At 68.0% G+C, this 24,074-nt stretch carries 29 protein-coding genes; 13 read left to right on the plus strand and 16 right to left on the minus strand.

Annotated features, from left to right (window positions below):
- Positions 1-260 precede the first annotated feature (260 nt).
- The 5 genes from AA23TX_RS31780 to AA23TX_RS31800 are packed head-to-tail and all read right to left on the minus strand — an operon-like array spanning position 261 to position 3,252.
- Positions 261-752 (minus strand): NUDIX hydrolase, encoded by a 492-nt coding sequence (locus AA23TX_RS31780; protein ID WP_230862788.1) that lies wholly within the window; start codon positions 750-752, stop codon positions 261-263.
- The gene (locus AA23TX_RS31785; protein ID WP_155546442.1) at positions 749-1,642 is read right to left on the minus strand and encodes a phosphotransferase family protein; all 894 of its coding nucleotides are present in this window, start codon (positions 1,640-1,642) and stop codon (positions 749-751) included. Before AA23TX_RS31785 ends, AA23TX_RS31780 begins: the two co-directional genes overlap by 4 nt.
- 13 nt (positions 1,643-1,655) lie before the next feature.
- Positions 1,656-2,114, minus strand: coding sequence for a glycine-rich domain-containing protein (locus tag AA23TX_RS31790; RefSeq protein WP_155546443.1), 459 nt, complete (start codon positions 2,112-2,114; stop codon positions 1,656-1,658).
- A gap of 14 nt (positions 2,115-2,128) precedes the next feature.
- The gene (locus AA23TX_RS31795) at positions 2,129-2,455 is read right to left on the minus strand and encodes a hypothetical protein (RefSeq protein ID WP_155546444.1); all 327 of its coding nucleotides are present in this window, start codon (positions 2,453-2,455) and stop codon (positions 2,129-2,131) included.
- Positions 2,452-3,252, minus strand: a complete 801-nt coding sequence (locus AA23TX_RS31800; protein WP_155546445.1) for a TauD/TfdA family dioxygenase — start codon at positions 3,250-3,252, stop codon at positions 2,452-2,454. Before AA23TX_RS31800 ends, AA23TX_RS31795 begins: the two co-directional genes overlap by 4 nt.
- 120 nt (positions 3,253-3,372) lie before the next feature.
- Between AA23TX_RS31800 and AA23TX_RS31805 the strand changes: the two genes are divergently transcribed.
- Together AA23TX_RS31805 and AA23TX_RS31810 are read left to right on the plus strand one after the other, a co-directional pair.
- Complete coding sequence (locus AA23TX_RS31805; protein WP_196425609.1) at positions 3,373-3,789, plus strand: NUDIX hydrolase; 417 nt, start codon at positions 3,373-3,375, stop codon at positions 3,787-3,789.
- Positions 3,790-3,869: 80 nt separating this feature from the next.
- Entirely contained in the window at positions 3,870-5,042 is a 1,173-nt protein-coding gene (locus AA23TX_RS31810) for a helix-turn-helix transcriptional regulator (protein WP_230862789.1), read from the plus strand.
- Here AA23TX_RS31810 and AA23TX_RS31815 read toward each other — a convergent pair whose 3' ends face one another.
- The 3 genes from AA23TX_RS31815 to AA23TX_RS31825 are packed head-to-tail and all read right to left on the minus strand — an operon-like array spanning position 5,043 to position 6,552.
- Positions 5,043-5,303 (minus strand): hypothetical protein, encoded by a 261-nt coding sequence (locus tag AA23TX_RS31815; RefSeq protein WP_230862790.1) that lies wholly within the window; start codon positions 5,301-5,303, stop codon positions 5,043-5,045.
- On the minus strand, positions 5,300-6,100 hold the full coding sequence (locus AA23TX_RS31820; protein WP_155546447.1) for a Scr1 family TA system antitoxin-like transcriptional regulator: 801 nt from the start codon (positions 6,098-6,100) through the stop codon (positions 5,300-5,302). The genes AA23TX_RS31815 and AA23TX_RS31820 overlap by 4 nt, the downstream gene beginning before the upstream one ends.
- Positions 6,097-6,552, minus strand: a complete 456-nt coding sequence (locus tag AA23TX_RS31825; protein WP_155546448.1) for a hypothetical protein — start codon at positions 6,550-6,552, stop codon at positions 6,097-6,099. Before AA23TX_RS31825 ends, AA23TX_RS31820 begins: the two co-directional genes overlap by 4 nt.
- A gap of 403 nt (positions 6,553-6,955) precedes the next feature.
- On the opposite strand from AA23TX_RS31825, the gene AA23TX_RS49715 reads away from it, so the two are divergent.
- On the plus strand, positions 6,956-7,981 hold the full coding sequence (locus AA23TX_RS49715; protein ID WP_196425610.1) for an XRE family transcriptional regulator: 1,026 nt from the start codon (positions 6,956-6,958) through the stop codon (positions 7,979-7,981).
- Positions 7,974-8,855, plus strand: coding sequence for a phosphotransferase enzyme family protein (locus AA23TX_RS31830; protein WP_196425611.1), 882 nt, complete (start codon positions 7,974-7,976; stop codon positions 8,853-8,855). The genes AA23TX_RS49715 and AA23TX_RS31830 overlap by 8 nt, the downstream gene beginning before the upstream one ends.
- A gap of 37 nt (positions 8,856-8,892) precedes the next feature.
- On the opposite strand, the gene AA23TX_RS31835 is transcribed toward AA23TX_RS31830, so the two are convergent.
- The 5 genes from AA23TX_RS31835 to AA23TX_RS31855 all read right to left on the minus strand — a co-directional run bounded on the left by AA23TX_RS31835 (position 8,893) and on the right by AA23TX_RS31855 (position 12,697).
- Positions 8,893-10,071, minus strand: a complete 1,179-nt coding sequence (locus AA23TX_RS31835) for an amidohydrolase family protein (protein WP_155546450.1) — start codon at positions 10,069-10,071, stop codon at positions 8,893-8,895.
- A 9-nt stretch (positions 10,072-10,080) separates the two neighbouring features.
- The gene (locus tag AA23TX_RS31840) at positions 10,081-10,527 is read right to left on the minus strand and encodes a PNPOx family protein (protein ID WP_155546451.1); all 447 of its coding nucleotides are present in this window, start codon (positions 10,525-10,527) and stop codon (positions 10,081-10,083) included.
- Positions 10,524-11,648, minus strand: a complete 1,125-nt coding sequence (locus AA23TX_RS31845; RefSeq protein WP_155546452.1) for an MAB_1171c family putative transporter — start codon at positions 11,646-11,648, stop codon at positions 10,524-10,526. The genes AA23TX_RS31840 and AA23TX_RS31845 overlap by 4 nt, the downstream gene beginning before the upstream one ends.
- Positions 11,645-12,196: a hypothetical protein gene (locus AA23TX_RS31850; RefSeq protein ID WP_230862791.1), complete on the minus strand. Its 552-nt coding sequence runs from the start codon at positions 12,194-12,196 to the stop codon at positions 11,645-11,647. The genes AA23TX_RS31845 and AA23TX_RS31850 overlap by 4 nt, the downstream gene beginning before the upstream one ends.
- An 81-nt stretch (positions 12,197-12,277) precedes the next feature.
- Positions 12,278-12,697 (minus strand): helix-turn-helix domain-containing protein, encoded by a 420-nt coding sequence (locus AA23TX_RS31855; RefSeq protein WP_196425612.1) that lies wholly within the window; start codon positions 12,695-12,697, stop codon positions 12,278-12,280.
- 98 nt (positions 12,698-12,795) lie between these two features.
- On the opposite strand from AA23TX_RS31855, the gene AA23TX_RS31860 reads away from it, so the two are divergent.
- Complete coding sequence (locus AA23TX_RS31860) at positions 12,796-15,216, plus strand: tetratricopeptide repeat protein (protein WP_230862792.1); 2,421 nt, start codon at positions 12,796-12,798, stop codon at positions 15,214-15,216.
- Positions 15,217-15,224: 8 nt separating this feature from the next.
- Here AA23TX_RS31860 and AA23TX_RS51035 read toward each other — a convergent pair whose 3' ends face one another.
- Positions 15,225-15,710 carry a DUF4231 domain-containing protein gene (locus tag AA23TX_RS51035; RefSeq protein ID WP_155546454.1) on the minus strand — a complete coding sequence of 162 codons (486 nt, stop codon included), beginning with the start codon at positions 15,708-15,710 and terminating at the stop codon, positions 15,225-15,227.
- A gap of 376 nt (positions 15,711-16,086) precedes the next feature.
- Positions 16,087-16,260: a hypothetical protein gene (locus tag AA23TX_RS31870; RefSeq protein ID WP_155546455.1), complete on the minus strand. Its 174-nt coding sequence runs from the start codon at positions 16,258-16,260 to the stop codon at positions 16,087-16,089.
- 374 nt (positions 16,261-16,634) lie between these two features.
- On the opposite strand from AA23TX_RS31870, the gene AA23TX_RS31875 reads away from it, so the two are divergent.
- Entirely contained in the window at positions 16,635-16,901 is a 267-nt protein-coding gene (locus tag AA23TX_RS31875) for a DUF6355 family natural product biosynthesis protein (RefSeq protein WP_155546456.1), read from the plus strand.
- 94 nt (positions 16,902-16,995) lie between these two features.
- Here the strand turns inward: AA23TX_RS31875 and AA23TX_RS31880 are convergent, their stop codons facing one another.
- Positions 16,996-17,619, minus strand: coding sequence for a prepilin peptidase (locus tag AA23TX_RS31880; protein WP_155546457.1), 624 nt, complete (start codon positions 17,617-17,619; stop codon positions 16,996-16,998).
- A gap of 162 nt (positions 17,620-17,781) precedes the next feature.
- On the opposite strand from AA23TX_RS31880, the gene AA23TX_RS31885 reads away from it, so the two are divergent.
- The 7 genes from AA23TX_RS31885 to AA23TX_RS31915 all read left to right on the plus strand — a co-directional run bounded on the left by AA23TX_RS31885 (position 17,782) and on the right by AA23TX_RS31915 (position 24,058).
- Positions 17,782-18,330, plus strand: a complete 549-nt coding sequence (locus AA23TX_RS31885; protein WP_230862793.1) for a hypothetical protein — start codon at positions 17,782-17,784, stop codon at positions 18,328-18,330.
- Between the two features lie 332 nt (positions 18,331-18,662).
- Complete coding sequence (locus AA23TX_RS50350; protein ID WP_230862794.1) at positions 18,663-19,289, plus strand: hypothetical protein; 627 nt, start codon at positions 18,663-18,665, stop codon at positions 19,287-19,289.
- Between the two features lie 93 nt (positions 19,290-19,382).
- Positions 19,383-20,081: an SAF domain-containing protein gene (locus AA23TX_RS31895; RefSeq protein ID WP_230862795.1), complete on the plus strand. Its 699-nt coding sequence runs from the start codon at positions 19,383-19,385 to the stop codon at positions 20,079-20,081.
- Positions 20,081-20,935, plus strand: a complete 855-nt coding sequence (locus AA23TX_RS31900; RefSeq protein WP_155546459.1) for a CpaE-like family protein — start codon at positions 20,081-20,083, stop codon at positions 20,933-20,935. The genes AA23TX_RS31895 and AA23TX_RS31900 overlap by 1 nt, the downstream gene beginning before the upstream one ends.
- Complete coding sequence (locus tag AA23TX_RS31905) at positions 20,932-22,287, plus strand: TadA family conjugal transfer-associated ATPase (RefSeq protein ID WP_155546460.1); 1,356 nt, start codon at positions 20,932-20,934, stop codon at positions 22,285-22,287. The genes AA23TX_RS31900 and AA23TX_RS31905 overlap by 4 nt, the downstream gene beginning before the upstream one ends.
- Positions 22,284-23,180 (plus strand): type II secretion system F family protein, encoded by an 897-nt coding sequence (locus AA23TX_RS31910; RefSeq protein WP_155546461.1) that lies wholly within the window; start codon positions 22,284-22,286, stop codon positions 23,178-23,180. The genes AA23TX_RS31905 and AA23TX_RS31910 overlap by 4 nt, the downstream gene beginning before the upstream one ends.
- A gap of 2 nt (positions 23,181-23,182) precedes the next feature.
- A complete protein-coding gene (locus AA23TX_RS31915) occupies positions 23,183-24,058 on the plus strand; it encodes a type II secretion system F family protein (RefSeq protein WP_155546462.1) in 876 nt (291 codons plus the stop codon).
- Positions 24,059-24,074 lie beyond the last annotated feature (16 nt).

The raw sequence follows: 24,074 nt of genomic DNA on the forward strand, positions 1-24,074 counted from the left end.
GCTCGACGGGCGCGGGTCGCCACCGCCTCTGCCTCGATTTGCGGTTCCTGCAGGACGGCGACCCTCGACTACGTCCACGTCACCGCCGAGCACCGCCGCCTCGGCTACGGGCGCACACTCGTTGCGGCCGCGGTTGCTCGTGCCTCGACATACAGGTGGACCGCGCCACTACCAAGCGGTCCGGTCGCCCAGTCGTTCCGCGCTCGCATCGCGATGCGCCGCACGGGGGCGCCATGCATCCACCCCCGTCGCTGGGGACTTCAAGCGGTGAGAGCCAGCGGAGTCGCTGGGAAGCGGCCCTCGAGCAGAGCCAGTAGGAGGTCCGGCAGCTCGGCCGGAAGGAGTTTGTCGTGACACGCCGAGACGGCGGCGGCCGGCCACCAACGGTGCTCGATGAGACCTGCCCGCTCGTTGGCCGAGTGCTGGGTGGCGATTCGTGGTGACGTGTCGTCGGTGCGGGCGAGGTAGACGTGGTCGAGGCGTTGATGCTCGCGGCCGCGGTAGGTGAAGCGGCTTTCGCGGGTCCACAGCTTGCGGCCGAGCTCATCGATGACGAGGCCGGTTTCCTCAGCGATCTCCCGCCGTGCGGTGTCCTCGAGCTCCTCACCGGGCTCCTGCCCGCCGCCTGGTAGCTCCCACCAGTGATGGCTGGGATCGTCGGGATCGCGTGCGTGAATGAGCAGAACTTCGTCGACGACGTTGAGGAGCAGGATGCGAGCGCCGATCCGGATGGCCCGTTCGCGGCCGATCAAGGGACATCCGCGAGCCGGAAGCGGGCCCATTCCCGCGCGGCCGCGGTGAGCGCTGCGCGGTGGGCCAAGGGCAGGTGGCGTTCGAGGTATTCCCAGATGCCCCAGATCGCGACAGCGAGAGCCGTTCTCGTTTCCGAAGGAGCTTGCTGCCAGGGCGGTAGCTCCTGTGCCCATGCCTCGGCATCGGCGGGGGTGTGTCCGGCTTCGATTAGGCGGGTGATGAGGAACGCCGGGTCGACGGCGGCGTTGGCGTGCCGGGACCAGGCCCAGTCGACGATCCGGACCTTTCTGTCGTGGACGAGCATGTTCAGCGCGTGCAGGTCGGTGTGCGCCAGCGTGTTCCCGGCGACGAGGTCGATCGCCGCGGCTTCCCAGGTCGTCAGCTGGTCGAGATGATCTCGAGCCCATGGGTCGAGGTCGGAGGGGACGTCCTTGGCGAGTCGTCGCCAGGCCGCCAGCCGGGCCCACTGATCGGCCAGGGCCGGTGCGTCGACGGACACCGTCGCGAGCCCGTCGGCCATCGCCGTGACGGCGTCTCGCGTAGCGGCGAGGTCAGGGGAGGTCGGTGACAGGTCGAGGTGGCGGCCGGGGGAGTGCTCGAAGCCGAGGAGAAGCCAGCCGTTCGCTTCGATGTGCCACAGCAGTCGAGGCGCGACCGATACAGGAAGAGCCGCGTTGACAGCCGCCTCGTGCCGGTGCATGCGTCCGCGTTTGCCGTCCGCGTCGGCGATGCCTTTGCAGAAGACGGCGCCGGAGGCGGTGTGCAGCGTCGCGGAGAAGTCGGAGTTGCGGCCTGCGCTGGGAAGCACTGCCTCGCGGACGTCGCCGGTTTCGCGTTCGATGGCCGCTCGAACCGGGGCGGGCAGTGCTTCCCAGGTGCTGCGAGGCATGGTGCGCGCCCTTCTAAATCGCCGGCGGCGGGTCGTTGTGGCAGCCATTGTGGCAACCCGTGCAGCTACCCAGAGCGGTAGGCGGCCACAGCGGGTCGTCCAATCGGAAACCGAGTGAGCGCATGGCCGTGACCGTACGGATGAAGACGTCACCGGGCGACTCGCTCGCGGGCTCATTGTCGGTGGGCACGTGATGGATGAACCGGCCGGCGACGCGGTCGCAGAAGGCGGCGTACTCGGACGTGTCGAGGAGGAAGGTGTGCCAGCCGATGTCGACGAGTTCGCTCGGGGTGAGTGGGGCGCCGACGTTGGTGGCGCAGGCGAGGAGGAACGCCAGCGCCTGGTCCATGATGCGCTCGGCGAGGTCGCGCTCGAAGCGCTCGGCCTGGACAATGCGGTCGGTCAGCCGATGGAAGAGGTCGTCGGAGACGAGGGACCGTCCGGTTCGGTGGGTGCTGGTCGTGATCGACATCGCGGGTTCTCCTTCTAGATCGCGGGACGGCGGTGCTTCGGGCGGATGGGGCGTCCGGTGAAGCGGCTGTGCTCGACGGCGGCGATGGAGAGGTGGATGTCCTCGTCGTCCGGAGCGGGGAGGGCCGCGTTGAGCACCAGGGTGAGGCTGCGGCGGGGAACGTCGATGAACACCGGGTCGATGTCGGCGGTGCACGCCCGGCGTACTGCTGCCTGCCAGTGGGCGAGGTCCTCGTCCGGGCCGAGGTTTTCCCAGCGCGCGATCATCCACTTGCCACGCTGGAGCTCGCCGACGATCTCTGGGAGCTCGGACACCCAGTAGGGCGCGGCGACGCTCGTCATGGCGCGACCACGGGAGTGAAGCCGGCCGGGATACGCCATGCCGGTCGGGGCTCGATGAGGGCTCGGTACATCCTTCGCGGGCCGGTGAAGGCGGTGCGGCCGTGCAGCCAGCGCCGGTTGTTGACGACGTATCCGCTGCCGGCTCTCGTAGGGATCGTGACCGTGTGCCGGTCGATGACCTGGGCGAGTACGGCGAGCCAGCGCTGGGTCTGCGGGGAGAACCGGGCCAGCCTGTCGCGTCGGAGCCGGATGCCGACCAACCCGCACGGGTTGGGTTCGAAGACGTTCCCGACGATCCCCGCCGCGCCGCCGAAGTACGCGCCTCGCCGAGCCGACAGATCGGCCAGCGCCTCCGGCGCGCGGTCAGCCAGCTCCTCGTGCACTGCACGGCCGTCGACCAAGACGCAGTCACCGCCATGATCGGCGGTCTGGTTGCACGTCATGGCAACCAGCAGTGGCGGCCGTGGGACGTTAGAGCAGTCGGTGTGTGCGGACAGGGCGTGCCGGCTGAATCCGCCCTGTCCCGTCGGCGGGCGGTCGTTGCCGCGGTCGGAGATCACGGTGAGGCCCGTGCGGGAGTTGTCGCGGTGGTGAACGAGCTGGCCGAGGCGGGTCGCCAGCTGCAGTAGTTGTGGTTCGGTACGCACGCCGTCGAACAGCGCGACGCCATCGCGGGCCAGCACCGCGGCCAGCTCGCCGACACCACCCACCGCGCCGATGTCGACGCTGCATTCCGACAGCACGGTTAAGGACACGGCATCTCCCTTCGGTCGTGGTCCATCCGGTCCGACCAGCACACCGGTCCTGACCGGACGGCGTCCACTGACAGATCGTCAACTCCGCGTTCACCGCGAACGGCCGGGTGCGCTGCTACGGTCGGTGATACCGGACACGAGGAGCGCAGGAGGCTGGTTTCGGTGGTGGAGACCGGATACCCGGTGTCGATCAAGGGTGTGCTGATCCGGGACGACCGGGTGCTGCTGGTGCACAACGAGCGCGACGAATGGGAGCTGCCGGGCGGCCGCATCGAACCCGGCGAGACTCCCGAACAGACCGTGGCGCGGGAGATCTCCGAGGAGTCCGGGCTGCCGGTCGAGGTCGGGGGGATTCTCGACGCCTGGGTGTACCACATCGACGTGGCCGACAAAGACGTGTTCATCGTGACGTACGGGTGCACCACTGCATCCGACGCGGCGCCGGTGCTCAGCCACGAGCACAGCCGCATCGGCGAGTTCGCCGAGCACGAGGTTTCCGGGCTGCGCATGCCCGAGGGGTACAAGCGCTCGATCGTCGCCTGGTTCGACAGGCTTCGCACCCCGCACCCGGTCCGGTAGCGATCATGGCTGGGTGTGAACGCTGCGGGACGGCCTTGGGTCGTTACTCCCACGCCCCGGTTTGCCCGGCCTGCCGCGCGATGAGCAACGGCCTGGCCCCGCGTCCGCCCCGGCTGACTCCCGCCGTCTGGATGTGGTCCGACCCCGCCGCCGCGGCGGCACTGTCTTCGCGGGATCTCGCCACGATCCTGCGCGCCTACCGTGCCGCGAACCGGCTCAGCCAGGAAGCGCTGGCCGCTCTGCTCGGCTATGACAAGTCCTATGTTGCGATGATCGAGACTCGCAGGCGCACGCCGGGTGACGTGGCCGGGCGCCGGCACATCGCCCGCGCCCTGGGGCTGCCGTTCCATCTGTTCGGCGTCACCGATCCGGACGACGCCGACTTTGCCGCGCTGGTGCAGTTCGGCGACAGCGTGATCCGGCTGGCCGAGATCGCCCGCCAGTCCGGCCGGGTGGTCGAGGCCGTCAACGAGCTGTGGCCGCTGGCGGCCCGCCTTGAAGCCCGCGCCGCCGAAGGCCGTCTCGAACGCGACACCCTGTATCTGCTCGCGTCCGCCCGCCTGGCCCTGGGCGTGTCGCTGGGCACCGTGCTGCCTGAGGAACGCCTGACCGGAGCCGCGGCCTGGACTGGCAAAGCTCTTCTCCTGGCCAGCCACCTCGACGACGCCGACTTCCTGGCGAACACCCTGAGGATGCACGGCAACGAGCTGCGCAAAGCAGGCCGTCTCCACGCTGCCGTCGCCCGGCTGGAGCACGCCGCGGCCGTGTCCACGACCGCGGCCGGACACGGCGCCGCGCTCGCGCTGCTGGCCCGAGCCGCCGGCGAGGCGGGCTCGGCGGTCCTGTTCGCCGACGCCATCGAGGGATGCCGCCGCCGACTCGACACGGCGACTGGGACGGATCTGCTGCTCAATCCCTTCACACTGCGCGAAATCCAGGCCCGGGGGCTGCTTGCCCTCAACTGCCCACATGACGCCCTCCAAGTCCTGAACACGGCTGCGGGGGAACCCGCCGCACCGCAATGGCAAGTCATCGAACGAGTTACCGCCGGCGAAGTCCTAGCCGGGACTGGTGAACGCGCCGGTGCCGAGGAGGCCCTCACTGCGGCGATCGCGACCGCCGAGCAACGTCGGCTGCCGCACCAGCTGCAGCGGGCCGTCCGCGCCGCCGAAAACGGCCACCTGTCAGGTGTCGTCGTAGCCGGACGCCGCGCTCTGCAACGTCTTCGTGGCTTGCTCTCGCCTGCTGCCTGATCACGCGCGCCTGCCCAGGCGGTCATGCAACAGGGGGATACCGTTGTCTCGTCGGTAGATGACGTCGCAGCCTTCGCATTGCTTGGGGCTGCCTCGCGTTCGCCGTTCGCTGAACGGCAGGAACGTTGCAGTGTCGGAGATGCCGCAGAGCGTGGTGAACTCCTGCCCTGGCTCCAGCACTCCGGCGAGGCGATGCCATTCTCCGTTGATCACGGGGTGGATGGCCTGCGGGTCCATGTAGATCACCGCGCCCGCGTTCACCGTGATCCCACCGGCAGATACGCGACAGCTTCTCGTTGGAGCGCATTGAACGTCGACCAGTAGTGCTTCACCATGGCTGGATCGGACAGGTAGATCGTCGCGTGCTCGTGCTTCACGACTATGGTGAAGGCCTTTTCTGCCGTCTCGTAGATCGCGAAGGGCTCGATCGTCGAAGCGGCGCGTGCCTCGGCCGGGACGACCCGGGTGTCGACCCGCCATCGGGGGTCCGGATTGGTGATCTCGTCCAGCTGTGTCCGCAATACGTCCGGGGGAACGTTCTCTAGGGTCAACGCTGAAGCGCCCAGCAGGAGGATGTGCCGGTGCTGCGGATCTCGGTCGAGCTGCCGCGCCTGCCGGGTCAAGACCTCTTGGTCGACGTCATCCGGCGTGGCGGTGTGCGGTCCCAGAACCGCGTGAGCGTAATCGAATGTCTGCAGTGACTCCGGCACGATCCTCGGTGCCCATTCGAACGTGCGGAGGGTGTAGCGGTCGTAGGCACGCTGGAGGCTGGTCACCTCGGAGTCGAGGCTTTCGACGTGGCTCATTCGATCGGATTCAGTGTGAAGTCGAATCAGGAGGCGACTTTCGGCGGGCGCCACTTTGAGGACTCCGAGAATCCAGCCAAGCGGTACTTCCGGGATGCGCCGTTCTCCTTGCTCCCAGCTCGAAAGGGTGCTCGGGCCGATACCCGTCGTGCGGGCCAGTTCCCGGAGGCTCATGCCTTGATCGCTTCGATTCTGCCGTAGTGCGCTACCGAGCACGTAGAGGCCGGGGTGGCTCAGGGATCCGTCGGTCATGCCGAGTGCCGTTCTGTGAGAAGAAGCTGACGAGAGGCAGGCACGATGTCCGCGTTGACGTCGGCGGTGTTCGACTTCAGGACGTCCGCAAGCTCCTCGAGCCTGTTGGCGACCTGTAGCTGTTCGTCCGTTTTCGCCGTTCCGTCTTGTAATGTGCAGACAAGCAAACCGATTCGGGCCTGCATCGCACGCAACGTGTCGGCGAGTTTGGAGGTTTCATGGGACATCAAGACTCCGGTCGATCGTGGCGGTACGTCCGAGGAGGACAGACGGCGAAGTCCGACAAGTACGCGGCATAGAAGCAAGAACCCAGCCTCTTCCGCGTTTTCCAGATCGACCTTGGAAGGCCATCCTTCTTCCTTTGCTGACATGATGTTCGCCCAACGTTGATGCTCTTCGTGTCGGATCGTTCGCCGGTTCGGTCTACTTTCCTTGATGTACAGCGTGATCAACGGGATTGGTGAAGGGAAGTGGAAAAGGGGCCTACTGGGGCCGGGGTGGGCACAGTGGGGCCTCTTCGAGGCCTCCCCGTTGCTAAGGACGGGAATATGGTTCACGCTTGGTGGTAGACGTCGACAGATGGGAATTCCGATGGAGACTTGGACGGCCGGGCGCGCTGCCGCGTTGTGCGCTGCCATGGGGTGCACTCTCGCCGAATTCGCGGGATATCTGGGACTGTCTCGTTCGACAGTGGCTAAATGGAATCGCACGACCAACCCGCGAAACCCGGGTCGTGAGGCGCAAGACTTGCTCACGGTAGCGTTGGCGAAGGCTTCGCCATCAGTTCGGGCACGCTTTCACAGCTACGCGGGTGAAGTGTCACAAGGGCGCACGGATCTACCCGGGACGGCGGAAGTGAACTCGCGGGCCCAGGTTGCCGACGCAGCCGCGCAGGCTGAGCAGTTGGCCAACGATGTGGCCGCACTGGGTTCGGACGCCGACTTGATCGATTACCAGCGTTCCGAACTTGGGCGGATCGCCGTCGCATATGTTCATGCGCCCCTACCCGCTGTTTTCGCGGACCTGCGTCGAGTTCAGAACACCTTGACGCAAGCGCTGCGTACGCCCCAGCGGCCCGGCCAGACCCATGACTTGATGTTCCTGGCCGGGGTGACGTCGATTCTTCTCGCCCACGCGAGCCAGAACCTTGGTGATCACGGTGCAGCTCTAAAGCATCTTCGGGCTGCTTCGACCTTGGCCACGGCGGTCGACAGCACCGCACTGCGGGCGTGGACCTGTGGTTCGTCAGCGCTCTTTCACGAGTGGTCCCGCCAGCCGGCTGCCGCGGTAACAGCCGCGTTGAAGGGCCTGCAGTACAACTCCGGTCCTCAGACGCGTCGACGTCTGCTGGCGATTGCGGCACGTTCCGCAGCGCGGGCGCAGCGGCCTGAGATGTCGCAAGATCTGCTCGCTCGTCTCGACGAACCGCCGAACCGGGGCTTCGCCTCCGTGGATTCAGTCGAAGACTTCGGTGGCCTTCTGTCCTTTCCGGTCACGAAGAAGATCTACTACGTAGGCGGAACGTACGCGCTGCTTGGCGAATACGATGAGGCGGAACGCTCTTCGGCACAAGCAATCCGCGCTTACGAGCAAGGCTTGCCGCAAGAGCGATCCTACGGCGATCTGGCTCTGGCCCGCCTGGACCACGCACGGGCGTGTCTCGGGCAAGACAATGTCGAGGGTGCGGTCGCGTCCGTTGCGCGAGTTCTCGACCTGCCCCAGGAGGAGCAGATCAGCCAGCTCCACGGGGCAATGGCCTCGCTGCGTGACCAGGCCCGGGAACTCGGCGATCGTCGCCATCGTGCCGCAGGCGAGTTGGCGGACCGGCTTACCGGGCATCTTTCAATGCGACCCCGCGCTCTACCATCGAGTTGTGCCTGACCTCGTACTCCCAAATGTGCTCGACCTTGCGTGTCGCCGCGCCGGCCTTGACCCGACCGGTGCGGCGCCTCTGCGCAACCACGCCAACGACGTCTACTTGCTTCCGTCGGCAGGCGACTCCGGCATCGTGGCGAAGGTCGGCGCACAGGCACTGCGGGACCGTGCAAGCCGCGCTGTTCAGCTCACGCTCTGGCTGACTGAACAGGGCTTCCCCTGCACGCGGCCGGCTCAGGTCGAACAACCCGTGGAGCTTGCCGGTCACGTGGTCACGTTCTGGCGGTTCTATGCTCAGCAGGACCGCGGAGTACCTGACGCAGGTCACCTCGGCGCCTTGCTTCGTCAGCTGCACAGGCTGCCTGACCCGTCGGTCGAGCTGCCACCCGCGGCGCCGCTCTCTGCTTTCGCAGACGTCCTCTCCGCCGACACGACGCTCCCCGAACATGATCGTCGATGGCTGATCGATGAACGCGACCGCCTGCTCAAGGACTTCCAGCAGCTGGTCTTCCCACTCGGGACCGGGCTGATCCACGGGGACGCCTACCCGGGGAACACTCTGTGGGACGGCGCCGATGCCATTCTCGGCGACTGGGACGAACCGGCGTGGGGTCCCCGCGAACTCGATCTCGCGAACACCATCCAGGGTGGCATTCGCTTTGGCCGCACCCCCGCTGAACTGGACGCCTTCGCGGAGGCCTACGGCTACGACGTACGTGACTGGGCAGGTATCGACACTCTCGTGCGAATCCGTGATCTGCACACCCTGGGCAGCTTCTTGCGCCGAGCCGCGCGCGGAGACACCGGCGTCGCCGCCGAGCTGGAACGCCGGCTGCGATCTCTGCAGCGGGGAGACCGCGCTAGCTGGGTCGCCGCGTAGCCCACGGTCGCCAGTGCCTCAGCGGTGCTCAGCTGGGTTATGCCGTGGTCATCGAGGTGGTCTGGCCCTTGGCCACCACCCGTCGGAGCCGTCCAAGGTTGGCCAGGTCCCTGAGCGGATCGCCTTCGACGACCAGTATGTCTGCCGCGAGGCCCGGAGCCAGCTGTCCGGTTATGTTGCCGAGACCCAGAGCCTCCGCGCTCAACGTCGTGGCCATCTCGATGATGTCCGCGCGGTCGAATCCGAGGTACTCGTAGAGCTGGAGGGCGCCGGCGTAGTCGTCGAAGCCCGAGCTGCCTGCTCCGGCGTCGGTGCCGGGGATCATCCGGATGCCGTGCTCGGCCATCCACTCGAACCGGCTGCCTACCAGGTCGGCGCGGGCGGTGCCCAGGCGGTTCATGAAGCCTCGCCAGTCCGAGGGCCAGGCGACGCAGGCGAAGATCCTGCGCTCGGCGATCTTCGCGGCGACGTCGTCGCGCAGGTCGTAGCCGCCTCCACCGTCGCGCAGCCAGGTGCAGTGCTCGATGGTGGCGACGCCGGCGTCGGCAGCCGCGGCGATCGCGTCCGTGCCGTGGGCGTGCGCCGCGACGGGCAGCCCGGCCTTCGAGGCTTCGTCGACGATGGCGGTCAGCTCGGCGGTCGTGAACTGGTTGTCCCACATCTTCGGGGAGTTCGGGGTGATCTGGCCGCCGGACGCCATGACCTTGATGACGTCCGCGCCCAGCTCGGCGTTGTGCCGCACTCGCGCGCGGAGTTCGGCTTCGCCGTCCGCGGTCCCGCCGAGGAACCAGCAATGCCCGTCCGGGATGGTGATCGGCGGCCCGGATGCGACGATCCGCGGCCCTCGCGGGCGCTGGTTCCGGAACTGGATGGCGAGGCCGTCGCGGTCGCCGAGGTCGCGGACGGTGGTCACGCCTGAGCACAGAAGCCGGTCCGCGCGGTCGACCAAGTCCGCGTGGGTCGCGTCGGCCGCGGCTCGTGCTGGGTCGCCGCAGGCGTCGAACACGAGGTGGACGTGGCAGTTGATCAGGCCGGGCAGGATGGTCCCACCAGGGAAGTCATGGCGTTCGGCGGTGGGGGAGACAAGGTGTTCGACGTCCGCGCGAGGCCCGACGAGGAGGAGCGTGCCGTCCTGGAAGAGCACAGCGCCGTCGCGGATCCGCTCGCCAGCCGGACCGGGGAGGACCTGGTCGGCGGTGAAAAGCTGCTGGGGCACGGTGACCTTTCAGGCAGGAATGCACAGCTGGAACACGGCGATTTGCCCCATGAAGGGCAACACCTGCTCCGGTGGCGTATCGCCGGGGAACGGCCACTCATCGGATACCCGGGGAAGACGGCTGAGGTAGCGGGCGACCGCTTCCGCTCCGGCGGCGTCCTCGACGAGGAGAGCGTTGCGAGTCTCGTGCTCGTCCGGCTCGACGGTGCACCGGCCGGCCGCGAGGAGGTTGCGGACCCAGTCGCGGCGGCGGTCGGGCGAGCAGGCGTACTGGACGCCGTCGAACTGCATGAGCGCGATCGGGATGGCCCGCGGCTCGCCGCTGGTGCGGCCGGCGACCGTCATGATGCGCAGCGCGTAGTAGCCCTCCCGGTGCGGCTGTGGATCCTGCGAGCGGATGCGCTCGAGCATCTGCAGGTTCCGATCACGGATCTCGGCCTTCGAAACCGTGGTCACAAGACTCCTTCCCGGGCGAGGGCCCGCGAGAGGTGGATGAGCTGCCGGACATCGGAGTTGATGTCCGCGTCTTCGGGAGCCGCTACGAGCACGCCCGTCCGGCTGGTCGGTGTGTGGCCGCTGGCCTGCAGCTGAAGTGCGTGGCGGAAGGTGCCCAACTGGTGCGCGGCGGGTCGGCCGGAGTCGAAGCCCGCGTCAACGAGCTGTGGGCTGAGTTGTAGGAGGCCGTCGCGGATCTCGATGACCCGCCGCCAGTACCGGTGGCCGACCCGATGGGGGAGCAGCGTGTCCAGCCAGGGCTGGGTGGGGGCGTGGTCGAGGGTGTCGGCGGGGAACACCGCGTGCAGTGCCCGCCACAGGGGCCACAGCTCGGCGTAGGCGCGTCGCCGGCGCAGCCACGTCCTCAGCGCGGCGAACCGGGCCGTAAGCCCGACCGAGAACACGCCGACGAGGAACACGAAGGTGCAGATCGGGACCAGCCGCGTGGCCGCCTGCATGATCGGGGCACCGCATCCCGGGTGGCCGGCCCAGCGAATGATCGTGACGACCGTCCGGGCGCCGGTCGTCATAGCCGTGGCGACCAGCGCGACGGCGACCAGGCGAAGGCCGAACCGCGCCCGGCGGCTGGACTCGTTCGCGTATCGGAGGGCCCAGCGTGCCGTCTGCACAGCGGCGTACAGCATGTAGCTGCCGCCGACGATGTAGAACGGCGCCACACCGGGATGGCTCATGTCGTTCGGCAGGTTTCCGGTCAGCGGGTAGGCGCTGTCACGAGCGCCTGGCGGGAGCACGAAAACCGCGGCGGCCATCGCCGAGCAGACGCTGACGAGAATCGCGGTCTCGATGCGGACCCGCCGCCACGACCCACCCGCCGAGATCAGGAAGAAGAGCAGAAGCGAGTAGCGCGAGGTGTTCAGCGCGATGTTCGTCAACAGCTTCACCGTGCTGGACGACGGCAAGCCGCCGAACACCGTCCGGGCGAACGCGACGAATGTGGAAGCGCCGAGCAGCTGGCAAGCGACGCACACGACGACGGCCCAGAGCGCCGGGTCCCGTGGCGAGCGGGCCAGCCGGTAGATGAACCAGGCCAGCACGAGCAGCAGGAAGTTCGTGAGGTTCATAGGACATCGATCGGGTCGCCGAGGGACGCCTGCGCGCGGCGGGCACGGGGCGACCGACTTGGCAGGGAGATCTCCTGTGCCTTGGTCGTCGCCTCCAGCAGGACAGTCGCGAGCGCTTCGGCTTCCCGCTCGTACTCGTTCGCGTAGGACGTGCGCCGACGCAATGCTTTCCGGATGACGTCGGGCGGTATGTCCGGGAGCAATTGGCGCCACATCTCGTCGTCGCCCTCGTCCGAGGGGTGATCGGCCAGCAGGTGGCCGAGCTCATGGGCGATGATGTGCTCTTGGTGGAACCGCGTGGTGCCCGTGCCCTGGTACATGATGACGTCGGCGGCCGTCGTCTTGATCCACAGGCCGAACGGACCTGGAACTTCCATTGGCACGGCCAGCAACCGGATCGGCTTGCCGCGACGCTCGCCGAACCGGGCGCAGATCTCGGCCATCGGCGTCGGGCCTTCGACGCCCGCGGCGCGCAGCTCGGACCGCAGCCGACGGCGCAGGCCGGCGATTCGCCGATCACGGCGCACGCGTTGAACCAGGCTGCTCACGACGGTCCTCCCAGCCCGTTGTAGTCACCTCTGGTCGATCGTCGCAGATCGGCAGCGGTGTTCGGCGGGTTGGACAGCAAGTCACCCGGACGTGTGGTTCTCGCCGCCGCGGCTGGCTTGGAACTCGATGAAGTCCAGCACACTCGACAGAACCTCCGGCGACAGGGCGCTCGCCCGGTAGGCGATGTCGCGGACTCCTTGCTGGGACAGCCGCTCTAGGAGCGCGTACTGCTCCTGGATCTCGCGGGCTCGCTCGCTGGTTCCGAAGTACTCCAGCTCGACGCCGAAGTAGGTCGCGAGCTCTTGGGCGAGGCGCAACTTCGGTTCGTTCGCCCCCTTGAGCAGGTTGTACAGCTGGCTCTTCGAGATGCCGATTTCGTCAGCGACCTCGGACACGGTGTACGGCCGGCCGTCGTCGTGCTTCTTGAGGTAGATCAGCCGCTCGAGAAGCCGGCCGAAGGATTCAGGTGGCTGGAGCTGCTGATCTTCGGGCTCGGACACCGTCACCCCCTCCGGATCAGAATTCCAACTTCCTGGAATTCCGATCGCAATGCGTCCGATTTGTTTGACTCTGCGTTCAGGTTTTCGTACCGTCGAAGTTGATCATTCCAAATTACTGGATGCGGAGCAGTGCAGGAACCGCCCGATCGAGTGCCTGCCTACTGGTCCCATCGATATCCGGGTCCCCGCCCACGCTGACGCGTCAACCGGCGCGTCTCGACGCGCGGGGAGGCGCGATGCGAACCATCGACAGCTTCGCGGCGGCGGTGCACCGCAAGCGGAGAGAACGTGGCCTGACGCTCGGCGAGGTGGCCGCGAAGGCGGGCTACAGCGCGAGCTACCTCTCGAAGCTGCTGCACGGCCACCGCGCCCTGTTGCCGGCCGTCGTGCACGACCTCGACACCGCGCTTGCGGCCGAGGGGGAGCTGGACAAGATCGCGGCGGAGCAGCGGGGCGACTCCCACGCGGTGACTCGCCCCGTCCAGCTTCCGCCGGCCGCCACCGAATTCGTCGGTCGCGAGGAACAGCTGCAGGCGATGGACCACGCGCTGATCACCCAAGGCCGTCCCGGCGCGACGGTGACCATTGTCATCGAAGGTGGATTCTGGGTCGGCAAGACCGCCCTGGCCGTGCACTGGGCGTCCAGCGTGCAAGCTCGCTTTCCCGGCGGCTGCCTGTTCGCCGACCTGCGCGGCCTCGCACCCGGCGCGCCGGCCGAACCGGAAGAGGTCCTAAACGGCTTCCTCGCGGCACTCGGCGTGAGCGCCGCCGAGCTCGGCACGTCCAGCTTGCAGACCCGGATCGCGCGCTACCGATCACTGCTCGCCGAGCGCCCCGCGGTCGTGATCCTCGACAACGTCGTCGATTACCGGCAAGCGGAGTGGCTGCTCCCGGGCGGCGGCAGTGTGGTGGTGGCGACGAGCCGGGAACGGCAGTCCGGCTTGCTCGCACGTACGGGCGGAACGGCGATCGAGCTGCCGCCACTTCCTGCCGGGCAAGCGATCGAGCTACTTGGGTGCCGAGCGGGAGAGGCTCGTGTGCGAGCCAGCGCGGCCGCTGTGGAGCTGGTCGTCGAGCAGTGTGGCTGTCTCCCGATGACGATCCTGATCGCCGCGGAGCACCTGCAGCGCCACCGGGAGACCACGCTGGACGAGCTGGCTGGCCGCCTCGGCTCGGACAAGACCCGTCTCGACCTCTTCACGTCGAGCGACCCGGCGGTGAACATCCACGGCGTGGTCGACGTCTCGTACCTGGCCCTGCCTGCGATGGCGAGGAGGGTGTTCCGGTACCTCGGGGTGGGGCCGGCCAACGTCGTCGGGGTCGAGTCGGTCGCCGTGCTCACCGAACTAGACCTCGACCGTGCCCGCGAAGCTCTGCGGCTGCTGGCGGAGGCACATCTCGTCGAGCCGCTCGCGGACGGCCGGTACCGGATCAGCCACCTGCTCCGGGCCTACGCGCACCAGCGCGCGCTGGTCGAGGAACGGCTGTGCGAGGTCGAGCGCGCCCACGACCGTGCCCTGCGTTGGTACGCCGCGACGGCGTGGAACGCGAACAACACCTTGATCCCCAGCTGGGCGGACAGTGGAATCACACCGGAGAACCTGGCGGGCGTCGAGCCGATGTCGTTCAAGGAGGGCGGCTTCGAGGCGGCGATGGCCTGGTGTGAGCGGGAGGTGGCCACCGCTCTCCAGGTGGCACGCAGCGCGCGGACGTACGGGGCGAAGGACGTCCTGTGGCTGCTGCCCACGGCCTTCTTGCCGTACTTCGTGCTTACGCGCAGCTGGAACACGTGGTTGGTCGCGGCGCACGACGGTCTCGCCGCCGCACGCGCGGCCGGCAGCGACGCCGGAGTCGCGCGGAGCCTGGAGGCTCTCGGCTGGGTGGAGCACGAGCTCGGCCGGACGGATGACGGCATCGCGCACCTTGAGGAAGCACTCCGTCGGCATGACGAGCTCGGAGATGATCGGTCCCGGGCGTGGACCGCGTACGGACTCGGCCTCGCGTACGCCAGCCGCGACCGGCTCGCCGAGGCGCTCGAGCTTCACGAGCTCGCCGACCGCTTGTTCGCGGGCTCCGCGGTCAAGGTCGGCGCTGCGGTCAACCGGGCCGCGCTTGCCGACGTATGCGATCACCTCGGCTTCGCGGACAAGGCGATGGAGTACGCGCTAGACGCGCTGAACCGGGCGCAGATGTTCACCGCGAAAGCGGTCCTCGGCATGGCCCATCAACGCATCGGTGTCTTGCTCAGCCGACACGGTCACCACCGGACCGCGCTGAAGCACTTCGACGAGGCGTTGGTTGTCCGTGGCGGGAATTGGCAGCGATGGGGAGTCGCGGAGACCATGGTGTGCCGGGCTGAAGCACTTCAGCAGCTTGGACTGGCCGAACAGGCTCTCGAAGCTTATTCCGGAGGCCTCCGTCTCCTGGAGAAGATTGGGCACCCGCGGGCACTCGCGGTCCAGGCTCGGCTTGCTGCGTTGGAGTCTCAGCTTCATGCAGATGCAGAGTTCGGAGCCTAGGCGCTGTGTCAGCCAGTGGTCTTGGGCGAGCTGGACTCGCGGACTGCAGATGCCCGACGCGAAGCCCAGCGTCGACGGCTATGGGTCATGAGCTCCTCAGCTCGTTCCGTGAGAATTTGGAGGTGGTTATCGTCGTGGTAAGGAGGAACTTTGGCCAGGTAGAGGGCGACCTCCTTCTCGATCTCGTATGCGACCCCGCTGAATTCGATCCAGTTCTCGTGTGATTGAAAGGTGGTTCGTGCGGCTGTCGCCACCAGTACGACCGCTCCGAGTATCGCGGCCATAGATGGGTCCAGTCTGAGGGAACTTGCCACGGGTATCGTCGCGGCCGCGACGATGGCAAGGCTCTCGGCAAGTTTGTATCTGCGCCTGTGTTTGGTGCCGGCGGATCGAAACCAGCGCCACTTCGCCAGGAGGGGAGGGGGCAACGGCTCACCGTCGCGGGTTGCAGTGTCCATCCAGTCGGCCTGCCCGGGCCCACGCCTGATCGTCATGCGTGTTGAGTCGCAGCCAGGCGGGTTATGTGACAGCCGATCTTCAGGATCGCTGCTCCTATACTCCGTTCGGTGGTGTCGGCGGTGCGTTCAGGTACGAGGCCACGATCGGGATCGCCAGGCCGAGGAATGTGGTTGCGAGAACGCGTACTAGTTCCGGCGTGGCGCCGGCGCGGACCACCCAACCAACAACGGCCACTAGGCCGACCATGAGATACACGACCACGTAGATCCCTCCAGCCCAACGGCGAAGGGTGGGAGAAGCCGAATCTACAGTGGTAAGCGTGCCGAGCGACAGCAAGGAGCGATCTTTCTTACGTGGTTTCGGAGGGTCGTTCTGGCCGGGAAGAGGGATGCCGAAGCCCGCGGCCACGATTCAGCCGACCAACGCGCCGAGACCGTTCCAGATGTACGTCACGACATCGCTGGGGATCGACGGTTGCGATGATGTCAACGTGCTGAGCACGTAGAAACCTGCGATCGTCGCAAAGGCAACGATGGCGACCAACGATAAGACGCCCGATACGATGCTTCTAAGGAACGGTGTCATCTTGGTGACCTGCCCGCCGAATATGGTCGCGACCTGCAGTCGCGACTGTTTGTCAATGTCGCCGCGATGACATCGACCGTTACGAGGCATGGCGAGACGCGTCGTATCGAATCCGGATCGTTACGCCGCCTTGAGAATTCTTGGAAACTGTTTTCATCTTGACTATACTGTCACTGAATCATCACCGCGGCGGCACATCGGTGTGTGCGTTGCGGGGTTCCCTGGCGTATCGGACAGGTCCAAAGTGGAGTCAACAGAGCCAATCCAATCTCGGTGGCTCGAAGCGAATCCGTGGAGGAACAATGAGTTCGTGCTCCTTACGAGCCAGGGTTATCCGGGCGTTGTGCATCTCTGCCGCGGCGCTCGCCGCATGCGTGACAGCAGCGAGCCCGGCTGGCGCGACCGCCGAAGTCCAGTTCCGCGAGCAGTGCGGCTACCTCGGCTGGGGCGAGTACCGGCACTGCGACGGCGGTACCGGCTCGCGGGTTGACCTGGACGTCGAAGACATCTGGGGGAACCTCTACCGCTACTGCGTCGGGCCCGGGACCACCGACCTCCAACCGGTGATCAGGTGGAGAGTGACCGGCGCCTGGTGGAACGGTGGCGTCGGCTGTATACCGGGCTTCGAAGGCCCGGCGTAACCCACGATCTCGAGGACCACTCCCAGTCCTCGGCCAGTCGGCGCGGCGGGCGCCCTGCCCCTCTGCGGCACCCGCCGCGTCGGCGTCAACTCGGTCAGCCGGCAACCGCGAGCATCGTCGTCATCCCGGCGAGGAGGCACGGGCCAAACGGTACGGCTGTACGCCTGACGCCCTCGCGTGATACGAGCAGCAAAACCAGCGCGAGGAACGAGGCGAGGGCCAGAGCGCCGGCCAGCTCGGCCCATCCGGACCACCCGGTCATCAGGCCGACGACGGCTGCCAGGACTACGTCACCGGAGCCAACACCGCCCTCTACCAGGACGGCGAGCAAAAGATAGAAGCCCGCCGCGGCGAGCATCGCCCAGACGGCACGAAGTCCTGGAGCCGAGTCGGAGCGCGCGACGCACAAGCAGAACAGCCCCGAGGCCCCGCCGAGCAGCTGGGGCACCACGACGATCCGAGGTAACCGATGTTCGACCCAGTCGATGATCGCGAGTGGGACGCCCAACGTCAGCACGAAGGCGTAGACGGCCAGCTCGCCGCGCTGGCCGACGCTCCAACCAAGGACGGCGAGCACGAGCGCCGTGATGATCGCGCCAAGCCACAAGGACGACACGATACGGGTCGGCTCGCGCAGAAGCCGTTTGGTGAGCAGGCTGCCCGCCGCGCCCAGTACGAAGCCCGCACCGCCGCTGATGGCGGCAAGCCAGGCGTTCACCGCAGCTCCGAGGCTTCGCCTGAGCTGATTCCCTTCCCCATGACGCCATGCTGGCCACCTCGGAAGGCCAGCGCACCGCTCGTCCTTCCAACGGGTGAACCTCCGCCGAGGTGGTGTTTCGGGCCGGACGGCCAGCTGATCATTCCAACGGGAGGGGATTCCATGAACGTGCGTCACGCCGCCATTGCCTGCTCGGTGGTCCTGCTGATCACCGGCTGCAGCACAGTCGAACCGAACCAGTCCGCGACGCCGTCCGCGCCGGCGACCACGAGCGCGACGGCGCAACCAGGCGACGTCGCAAAGCAGCGGGCCACGGCGGCGTACCTCGGCATGTGGAACGACATGGCCGATGCCGCGACGACCTCGGACTGGCAGTCGCCGAAGCTCGCGCAGAACGCCACTTCGGACGCGCTGCAGACCATCTCGCGGAGCCTCTACGCCGACCACTACAACGGCTTGGTCACCAAGGGCCGGCCGCTGAATCACCCGCGCGTCCAGACCGCGGAGCCGCCGACCGACCCGACGAGCGTCACGATCGCGGACTGCGGCGACTCCACGAGCTGGCTGAAGTACCGCGCCGACAACGGGCAGCCCGCCGACGACGGCCCCGGAGGCCGCCGGCAGATCGAGGCCTTGGTGAAGAGGGCGGTCGACGGCTCCTGGAAGGTCACCACCTTCGCGGTACACGAGGTCGGGTCATGCTCAGGGTGACCAGGACCGCGGCGTCCACCGCAGTCGCGTGCGGCTTGGTCCTGGCGCTGGCGCCCATTGCCGTCGCGGACGGCTGGGGGAATGTGCACTGTGGACAAGGCGGAAACCCGTCGTGCGAACTGGGCGCCGGACGCGGTGGTGCTTCGAAACCACAGCCACCCGCGGCGCAGGGAAAACCTGGAGCGCCACGCCCGGCGCCCGGGCAGGAGCCGCCCTCGGGCGACAGCATCATCGGCGGGAAGGACACCTCGGCGCACTGCTCATACGTCCGCAGCAACTACCAACCACCCGCCAACGGTGTGCAGACCGTCGCCCATCGCACTAACCCAGGGATGGGCTTGCTGGCCGCCTTCGTGCCCGCGCAGGCCGGTGGAGCTTGGTACGTCTACCGATGTTCCGGCCCGGGCGTCCATGACGGCCTGTACCGAGCCCCGATCTGGCTCCCGGACGGACAGGTTCCGGCAGAAGCTGTGTTGCCCTCGCCGCAAGAGCTGGCGGAGCAGGCCCGGGCGCAGCTGCGTTTGCCGTCTCCGCGCATCCAGGCGAACCCCATCGGCGAGAAGCTCGTGAGCCTGCCGACCTGGCTGTGGCTGGACCGCGGTAGCTGGGATGCGCAGCAAGCAACGGCAGCCGTCCCCGGTGTCTCGGTGACAGCGGTGGCCACGCCGACCTCCGTCTCGTGGTCGATGGGGGATGGCGCGAACGTGAGCTGTTCGGGACCAGGGACTCCATTCTCAGCCGGCCGGAATCCCGCAGCTGCCTCGCCGGATTGCGGCCATACCTATCACCGGTCCTCAGCTTCAGCACCGGCCCACCAATTCGCTGTCCGCGCGACCGCGCACTGGACCGTCGTGTGGTCGGGTGCCGGAGCCAGCGGCACCTTCCCGGACATGACGACTTCCGATTCGGCCGCCTTCCGCGTCGCCGAGGTGCAGGCGCTCGGCACCGGGAAGCGCTGACCGGCCCAGCCGGACTCGCACATTCGAATCTCCGCTTCAGCCGTGCATGCGCTTGGGTGCACGGCGCGGTCGACCCATGCCTGGAGGCAACTCGTGACCAGCATCCGCACCGACGACCACAGCACCGAATCCGAGGTGGGTTCCGTGTCGTGGGTCGGAAAGAAGGGAAGGCTGACGGCCGTGCCGACCGGTCGCCGTCCGCATCGGCGGTTGCCGCACCTGCTCGTCGGCGTCCTGCTCGTCGTGGTCTGCGTCGGCGGCGCGCTCTGGTGGTCGAGCACCGCACAGGACCGAGTTCCGGTCCTGGCCGTCGCTCGCCCGCTGAGCGTCGGACACGCCCTCGAGCCTGGGGATGTCCGCGAGGTGGAGGTCTCGGCTGCCGACATGGTCGCCATCGTCCCGGCCGGGCAGGCAGCGACAGTGCTCGGCCGGCGCATGGCGACAAGCCTCGGCGTCGGCTCGCTGCTTACCCCGGGCAGCTTCGGCCCGTCGATGATTCCGGCCGCCGGGTACGCCGTCGTGGCGGTCGCTCTGAAGCCCGGCCAGTTCCCGCTGGAGCTCGCGCCCGGTTCTCCCGTCCTCGTGGTTACGTCATCGGTGGCTTCGCCTCCGGCAGAGCAGCCTGCAGGCGGCGACTCAACCTGGCCGGCGACGGTGACTGGTGTCGCCAAAGCGGAGATCGACCAGAACACCGTCGTCTCGCTGCAGCTGCCCGGCACCAGCGCACCGGCGCTCGCCCGAGTGCCTTCTGGCCAGGTCTCGTTGGTCATGCTCGCTGTCGGTGATCGCTGATGTTGATCGCGTTGACCAGCGTCAAGGGATCGCCGGGCGTCACCACGTTCACCGTCGCGCTGGCCGCTAACTGGCCGGCCGCTGCCCGCCGCGTGGTGGTCGAATGCGATCCGGCGGGCGGGGATCTTGCTCAGCGATTCGTGTTGCCGCCGTCACCCGGCCTGCTCAGCCTGGCCGCCGCAGCGCGTGGCCAGCTCGAGCCCGAGGCAGTTTGGAATCACACACAGCCACTGGTCGGCGAGGTGCGCGTGATGCCCGGCCCGTCCGGCAGTCACCAGGCACGCGCCGCGCTGAGCGGCGTGACGGCCTCTGGCTCGCCCCTGTACGGCGCGGGGCAGCTGCCAGGTGTGGCGCTGTTCGTCGACTGCGGCCGGATGGACCCTGGCTCACCCGCAGAACCGGTGATCCGGAAGGCAGACGTTCTCCTGTTGGTCTCCGGCACCCACAGCGATGAGCTCGCGCACCTGGCTGTCCGGCTGCACGAGCTGGGACGAGCTGCCGCACGTCCCTGCCTGGTGCTCGCCGGCCAAGGGCACTCGACCGCCGAGGTCGAGCGCGAGCTGGGGATCCCGGTCATGGCGAGGATTCCCCACAATCCCGGTGCGGCCGCGGCGCTCACCGGTCATGCCGTGGCCGGACGACGGGAGAAAGGCGGGCTCGTGCGAGCGGCTGGGGCGGTTGCTCGGAGCCTGCTCGGCGGGACCGTCCCGACGCAAGCCACGGGCGTTCCGGCCGCCCTCGGAACGCAGGTTTCGGGGGTGCCACCTCAGCAGATCCGGACGTCCGGTGTCCGCGTCGTCCCGCCGGAACTGCCACACAACGGCGCCGTGCTCAGGAAGGACGTCTCGTCATGACCGTGCTCGATGAACATCGCCAACGCGCCGCCGACGGAAATCCGGAGGGGCGGCTTCGCACTCACCTTCGTCATGCACTCGCCAGTGAGCTGCCAAGCCGCGTCGGTGGAGACGCGCTGACGGTCACCGGCGAACGCCGACGCGAACTCGCCCGGGAAGTTCTCCTCGCCGCGAGCGCCGACCACAGCGAAGCCGAGCTGCAGGCCGGCCGTGTCCTGCTTCCGACCGACGTCGAAGCCAGTGTCACCGACGCCGTGCTGGACGAGGTCTTCGGGATGGGCGGCCTGCAGCCACTGCTCGACGACCCGGCGGTCGAGACGATCAACGTCAACAGCTTCAACCGCGTCTTCGTGCAGTACTCCGATGGCACCCGCGCTCAGGTAGCTCCGATCGCGGCTTCGAACGGCGAGCTGACCGACCTGATCCGCACCCTCGCGGCGCGCGCGTCCTCGGAGGAGCGCCGGTTCGACCGTGGCTCTCCTTCGCTGAACCTCCAGCTCCCGGGAGGCGAGCGGCTGTTCGCCGTGCTCGGGCTCACCGCCGGCGGGATCACGGCGTGCTCGATCCGCCGCCACGGCTACCTCACGACCTCCCTCGCCCAGCTGCGCCGTCGCGGCACCCTCGACGTAGGCCTGGAGCGATTCCTCCGCGCGCTCGTCCGGGCTCGCAAGAACGTCCTGATCACCGGCGGCACCGGAATCGGCAAGACGACCCTGCTCCGCGCCATGGCGGCCGAGATGGACCCCCTCGAACGCATCGTCACCATCGAAGACGCCTTCGAGCTTGGCCTCGGTATCGATCCGAGGCAGCACGCCGACGTCACGGCGTTGCAGGCACGCGAGGCCAATGTCGAGGGAGCCGGTGCGATCAGCCAGGCCGAGCTCGTCCGCTGGGGCCTGCGGATGTCCCCGGACCGCGTGATCGTCGGCGAGATCCGCGGGCCCGAGGTCATCCCGATGTGCAACGCGATGTCCCAGGGCAACGACGGCTCGATGGCGACCCTGCACGCGAGCAGCTCGAAGATCGCGTTCACGCGCCTCGCGTCCTACGCCGCACAAGGCGCTGAACGGCTGCCGCTGGAGGCGACCGCCTTGCTCGTGGCGTCCAGCGTGCACTTCGTCGTCCATCTGACCAAAGCCGGAGATCGCACGACCAGGGTGGTCTCCTCGATCCGCGAGGTAGTCGATGCTGACGGCGGCACCGTCGTGTCCAACGAGATCTACCGCCCAGGCTCCGACCTCCGAGCACGTCCGGTCGCCGGCGCGCTCCGGTCCGACACGCTCGACGACCTCATCGACGCAGGGTTCGACCGCGAACTGCTCGCCCAGCCGGACGGGTGGTGGGCAGCATGAGCAGCACCGTGATCGGCTGCGTGATCGGGCTCGGGACTTCCGTCGGGCTGCTGTTCATCCTTGTCGGGCTTCGGCGGCCGCAGCTGGCGACCGGACGACGTCCGGCTGGCCGAGAGCTGCCCTGGCGTACCGATCGGCGTTGGGGTTTTCGTTTGGCGCTCGCGGCGGGCATCGGCCTGCTTGCCGGCACGGCGACCGGCTGGGTTGTGGGAGGAGTTCTTGCATCCGCCGCGGCCTGGTTCCTGCCTGCGCTGGTCGGACCGGATCGTGCTCACGTCCGCCGGGTCGCGCGCATTGAGGCCGTGGCGTCGTGGACCGAGATGTTGCGCGACACGCTCTCAGCCGCAGCTGGCCTGGAGCAGGCGATCCTCGCCACGGCCCCGCTGGCGCCGGCAGCGATTCGCGGCGACGTGGCCAACCTCGCCGTGCGGCTGCAGAGTGGCCAGCGGCTTGCGCCGGCCTTGCGGCTGCTGGCGGACGAGGTCGCCGACTCGACCGCGGACCTGGTCATCGCGTCGTTGATCCTCGCGGCCGAGAACCAGGCTCGCCAGCTCGGCGAGCTGCTCGGCTCCCTGGCCGAAACCGCTCGGGCACAAGCAGCGATGCGCACGCGCGTCGAAACCGGGCGTGCCCGCACGCGCACCTCGGTCCGGGTCATCGTGGGCACCACCATCGTCTTTGCCATCGGAGTCGTCGTGCTCAACCGCGCCTACCTCACGGCGTATGACAGCCCGCTCGGACAGGCAGTCCTGCTCGGAATCGGCGCGCTGTTCGGCACCGGATTCGGCTGGCTCGCCCGGATCGTGGCTGGTCGGGCTGCGCCGCGGCTGCTCTCGCTCCGTGAGCAACCGGAGCCGGAACCGGCTACGGCGGCCTTGTGGGGAGGTGAGTGAGCATGATCGCCGTCGTCTTGATCGGTATCGGAACCGGACTCGGCCTGTGGCTGATCCTGGCCTGGGCGATCCCTCCACGGCAGACACTTCAAGGACGGCTTTCAGGAGCGGGTTCGTTCGTCGAGGTTGCCGACGCGACGTGGGCTACGGCCTTGGCTCGGCCCCTCCTGCCTGGTCTGCGGGCGCTCGGCTTGCCGGGGAGTGGCCTCGAACGCGATCTACGCGTGCTCGGCCGTGGCGTCGATGCGCACTTGGCGGTGAAGCTCGTGCTCTGCTGTACCGGATTGCTGGCGCCGTTCCTGCTTCAAGGCCTACTTGCCCTCGGCGACCTCCGGCTCGGTTTCGAGCTCCCGTTCGTCACCGCGGTTGTGTTGGCCGCGGCGGGCTTTCTGCTACCCGACCTTGATGCCCGGGCGAAAGCCGCGCGTGCACGTGCAGAGTTCCGCGCCGCGTTGTCGGCGTTTCTGGACCTCGTCTGGGTCACCCTCGCGGGCGGCGCGGGGATCGAGTCGGCCTTGCTCGCGGCGGCGGGCGTCGGATGCGGACCGGCTTTCACCCGACTCCGTCGCGCGCTCGCCGCCGCCCAGCTGACGCGCACCACGCCTTGGACGACGCTGCGCCGGCTCGGTGACGAGCTGGACATCAACGAGCTCGCCGAACTCGCCGCGTCGATCTCCCTAGCCGGCACCGAGGGCGCCAAGATCCGCGCTTCGCTGTCCGCCAAGGCCGGCGCGCTGCGAACTCATCTCGTAGCCGACGCCGAGGCCGAGGCGCAGGCCGCGACCGAACGGATGGCACTGCCGGTGACCCTGCTGTTCCTCGGCTTCCTCGGGTTCATCGCGTATCCAGCCATCACGCAGGTCCTCAACGGGATCTGAACGTCCACAGGAGACA

Source organism: Amycolatopsis camponoti (assembly GCF_902497555.1).
GTDB classification, from domain to species: domain Bacteria; phylum Actinomycetota; class Actinomycetes; order Mycobacteriales; family Pseudonocardiaceae; genus Amycolatopsis; species Amycolatopsis camponoti.